We start from the raw sequence: 4,839 nt of genomic DNA, 5'->3' as shown, positions 1-4,839 counted from the left end.
CGCTGCGCGCGGTCCTCGGCAGTCGGTATTAGGGAGTCGGAAACTGAAACGGCTTTTCTATAAGGGTTTGAAAATTTATGACCCCATTTCAACTGTAACCACGTGAGCGCTCGTTGCTATATATAGCAATAAGCGCTCGCGTGGCAACCGGTTTAAATCGGGTCAGAAACAAGGGGAGGTCGCCCCTTGTTTGAGTTCCTGACTCCCGATTCTCGACTCCCGCGCGCAGCGCTATCAAATGTTTTTTCGGTATTTTTTTCGATGCCGACCTCCCGAGGCTGAGAGACAACAATGAGGCGCCACTGCTTTATACTAAAAATTAGTTGTCTCTTTTTATTCAGCCGAATTATGGGCATCAATACACCTCCTCTGTGGCTGCAATCGGAAAATTCCAATCTCGTCGCCGAAATTGCACTGCGGATTCGCCGCTCTCTGGATCTGAATGAAATCCTCAACTCGGCGGTGCAGGAAGTGCGGGAATTGTTGGAAACCGATCGCGTCGTGATCTACCGCTTTTTACCAGATTGGAGTGGGGAAGTCTCCGTGGAGTCCGTGGGGGATGACTGGCGGCCGATCATCCACGAAATCATCCACGATACCTGCTTCATGAATGGGTGGGACAAACCCTACCGCCAGGGTCACGTCAGCGCCATCGAAGACATCCAAAATTGCGACATTCACCCCTGTTATGTCGAATTATTAGAAAGTTTGCAAGTTCGGGCGAATTTTGTCGTCCCCATTCTCCAACGCCCCGAATCTCCTGGCGAAGAAGAGCATCTCTGGGGATTGCTGATCGCGCACCACTGCCGCGGACCGAGGCACTGGCACAGCACCGAAGTCGATATTCTCACCCAACTCGCCACCCAACTGGCGATCGCTATCCGACAGGCGGAAATGCACCAACAACTGCAAGAAGAACTGACGCAACGCCAGCGGGCCCAGGCCGAGTTGATCCGCGCCAACGATAAAATCATGCGCCTCAACGACCGTTTGAAGACGGAAAACCTGAGACTGAGTGCCGAACTCGACATCACCCGCCAACTCCAGGAAATGATCCTTCCCACACCGGAAGAATTGAAACTAATTCCCGACCTCGACATCGCGACGTACATGAAACCGGCGGCAGAAGTGGGGGGAGATTACTACGATATTTTGCAGCACAAAGGTCGGGTCAAGATTGGCATCGGCGACGTCACCGGACACGGGTTGGAAAGCGGGATGTTGATGATGATGGTTCAAACAGCCGTGCGAACGCTTTTGACCCACGACGAGAAAGATGCGGTGAAGTTTTTGAAAACAGTGAACCGCACAATTTACGACAATGTAGAACGCATGAAATCCGAGAAAAATCTGACCTTGATGCTGTTGGATTATTGTCGAAATCTGTTGGAGATCAGCGGCCAGCACGAACAGGCGATCGTGGTGCGATCGGGGCCGTCTCCCCGGGCCGAAATTCTCGACACCATCGACCTGGGGTTTCCGGTGGGATTGGAGCCGGAAATCGGCCAATTCATCAATAAAATACACGTCAAACTCCACCCCGGCGATGTGGTCGTCCTGTTCACGGACGGAATTACGGAGGCCGAAAATACCCAGGGAATGCAGTACGGCCTCGATCGCCTCTGCGAAGGCATCGTCCGCCACCACGACCGCTCGGCCGAAGCGATCAAAGATGCGATCGTCACGGACGTTTACAATCACATCGGCCGGCAGCGCATTTTTGACGACATTACGTTGATCGTCTTGAAACAAAAATGACGGCAAGATGGGAACGTTAAAGCCGGGGCAAGCCGGTGCCCTGGCCGAATCGCTCCGGTCCGGTCCGGTTTCCGCCGGCCGACGAACCCGGAGCAGACCGGGGGTCGATGCCGGAGGAGAACGACTCGTCCGCAGAGATGGCACCGCCTCCCCCGCGACTCGAACCCCCGCCACCTCTGAGATAAAATGAGATCCGGGCGGATCGAGTCTGCAGACCGGATCGAGCAACCTCTTACAACGTAGATGGAGAACATTGAGGCGATAGTTGTGAAACCGATTAGTTCGTTAGAAGATGCTTTGAATCGCTGTCAGGCCCAAGGAATGCGGCTGAGTCGCCAACGTCGCTTCATCCTCGAATTACTCTGGCAAGTGCGGGAACACCTCTCGGCCCGCGACATTTACGACCGATTGAATCAACAGGGGAAGGCGATCGGGCACACCTCGGTCTATCAAAACTTGGAGGCTCTGTCGCGGGAAAATATCATCGAGTGCCTCGAGCGGTCAGGCGGCCGCCTCTACGGCTACGTCAGCGATTCTCACTCCCACGTCAACTGTTTAGATACCCAGCAAATCCTCGACATTCACATCGAACTACCCGAAGCCATCATCCGCCAGGTGGAGGAACAAACCGGAGTCAAAATTACCGACTACCAGATCGACTTTTTCGGGTACCGTTCCCCGGACTCGGCCGTCGAGGGTTCGTCGGAGGCGGACGAAACCCGAAAGGCGTCCTGAATGCGGGCGTCAGTTCAATTGACAATTGATCGTGTCAATTGAACGGCTCCGCCCCCGGGGTTAACAATTCTTCAAATTGAGTCCGAAAGCGGTTTCGAGGGCATAAATTTTGCAGATTGAACGGCAAATGTTGCCCATCTGGGCTCCAAAGCGTTTAAGATAACAGTCGATCGGGTCTGGAATTCCCGGGCAGATGGCACAGACCGAGCGCAGTTCGATTCTACGAATCGTCCGGTCGAGATTCGGTGGATGTAGCGTCCGCCCCGGCGTTCGAGTCCGGTTTGGAAAAACCAGGGACCGCATTCGGCGCCCGTCCCCGACCGGGTTGGGTTTAACCTATGGATGAAAGGAAGATGGTGAAGTCATGGCGACCCCCCAATTTGAACACTCTCGGCAACCTGCCTTAGAAGGTGAATCGTCCGTCGATGTCACGCTCACCGACGAAATGGCGATCGCCGACAATAGCAACGATCGACTCGCGACGACCTCCAAACCGCCGGCCCGCTTGCGGGTGCCGAAGGGATTTTGGGGATGGCAACTCCTGTGGCTGATCGTCCTGCTGGGCTTCGGGACGACGGCGACGGGGGCGCTGTTGTGGCTGCTCACGACTCCCCCACCGCCGAATTGCGAAGAAATTTCGGCCCTGTCCCCCTCGGGCGATCGCCTCTACTGCGCCGACCGCGCCACCAAATCCGGCGAGTTGAAGGACATCCAGGCCGCCTTTGCCCTGGTGCAGAGCTGGCCCGAAGACCACCCCCTACAGACTCAGGCGAAACAGATGATGCGAGAGTGGTCCAAACGGCTGATTGTCTACGCCAACCAGAAGATCGACGCGGGGGATTTGCAGGGGGCCCTGGCGATGGTGGCGGTGGTGCCGAAGGACTCCCCGGCCTACGCGGAAGTCGAACGGGCGATCGCGGGTTGGAAAAATGACTGGGACGACGGTCAACGGCTGGCCGACCGCGCCTCCGAGGCCCTCAAATATCAAAACTGGGACCAGGCGTTCCATTATATCCAAGCCCTGAGCAAGTTGAACAATATCCACTGGAGCGAAAAGCGGCACGACGAACTCCTCGACCGCATGGGCCTGGAAAAACAGGGCGAACAGCGCCTCAAAGAAGCCCGCAACATCGCCAAACGTTCCACCCCCTCCAACCTGTCGGAAGCCATCGCCCTGGCCAAGAGAATTGACCCCCAACTCTACGTTTTCGCCGTCGCCCAAGATGACATCAAAAACTGGGGCCGCGACCTGCTGAACCTGGCCGTGGAGGCGACGGAGGAAGACAATTTCCAGAAGGCGATCGAAATCGCCCAACTGATCCCGTCCGACTCGCCCTTCTACCCGGAAGCCCAGGATGTCATCGTCCTCACCCAAATTCAACGGGTCAGTTCCGACCGGGCTTCCGGGGGGCCTTTCCTGTACCAGATCGCCACTTTGATCGAAGGTCGGGCGGCCCTGGACAAAATCGCCGCGGCCCCCGACGGCATCCCGGAGATCTACCAGCCGGTGTATGAGGAAGCCAAAACTCAGATGGACCGAGTGTCGGGACAGGTCCAAGATCTCGTCAGCCTGCAGTTGGCGAGCGCGGTGGCGAAGGTCGGCCACCCCTGGGCCCTGCAGTTGGCGATCGACCAGGCCGGAACCATCGCCCCCGATCGCCCCCGCCGCATCCACGCCCAAACCCTGGTCGCCCACTGGCGCAAAGAGGTGCAGCGCATCGAAGACCGCCCCTACATCGCCGTCGCCCGGGAACTCGCCCGCACGGAAACCGTGGATGGATTCCGGGCCGCCGTCGCCTACGCCCGGGAAGTGGAACTCGGACGTCCCCTGCGGATCGAGGCCCAGACCTTGATCGCCGAGTGGACGAAGCGAATTGAGATCATCGAAGACCAGCCGCTCCTCAACGAAGCCCTGGCCCTGGCTGGGGAAGATAACCTGAGCGGGGCGATCGACAAGGCCTCCGAAATCAAGCCCGGTCGCGCCCTCTACGCCGAAGCTCAGGATAAAATTGCCGGGTGGGTGAGCGAAATTCAGATCGCCCAAGACCAGCCCTTTTTGGACCGCGCCTACGACCTGGCCGGCCAGGGTAGCCTCAGCGCCGCCATCTCCGAAGCCTCCCGCATCGGGTACGGCCGCGCCCTCTACTACGAAGCCCAAAACGCGATCGCCCGGTGGGCGGCGGAACGGGATGCCATCTGGGCCGCCCAACAGCAGAGACGGGGATCTTACGCCTCCTCCCGGGACGAACCCTCCGGATATTCCGACAATTCCGGCTACTCCGGATATTCCGACAACTCCGGCTACTCCGGATATTCCGACAACTCCGGCTACTCCGGATATTCCGA

Annotated in this window: 3 protein-coding genes; all 3 read left to right on the top strand. The window is 57.7% G+C overall.

The features are described from left to right. Window positions 1–348: 348 nt before the first annotated feature. On the top strand, window positions 349–1,758 hold the full coding sequence (locus LKE08_RS02615; protein ID WP_324702634.1) for a GAF domain-containing SpoIIE family protein phosphatase: 1,410 nt from the start codon (window positions 349–351) through the stop codon (window positions 1,756–1,758). 267 nt (window positions 1,759–2,025) lie between these two features. After that, window positions 2,026–2,493 carry a Fur family transcriptional regulator gene (locus tag LKE08_RS02610; RefSeq protein ID WP_324702633.1) on the top strand — a complete coding sequence of 156 codons (468 nt, stop codon included), beginning with the start codon at window positions 2,026–2,028 and terminating at the stop codon, window positions 2,491–2,493. 364 nt (window positions 2,494–2,857) lie between these two features. After that, window positions 2,858–4,839: hypothetical protein (locus LKE08_RS02605; protein WP_324702632.1), on the top strand; the 1,982-nt coding region annotated here is incomplete at its 3' end.

The sequence above is a fragment of the Lyngbya sp. CCY1209 genome, from assembly GCF_035615495.1.
GTDB lineage: Bacteria > Cyanobacteriota > Cyanobacteriia > Cyanobacteriales > Microcoleaceae > Limnospira.
Note: the sequence above shows the minus strand (reverse complement) of the source record. Positions and strands in the feature narration are given on the sequence as shown.

Bases quoted from the DNA above. Each gene is read 5' to 3' on its own strand.
- LKE08_RS02615 (WP_324702634.1), top strand. From the start codon at position 349: ATGGGCATCAATACACCTCCTCTGTGGCTGCAATCGGAAAATTCCAAT.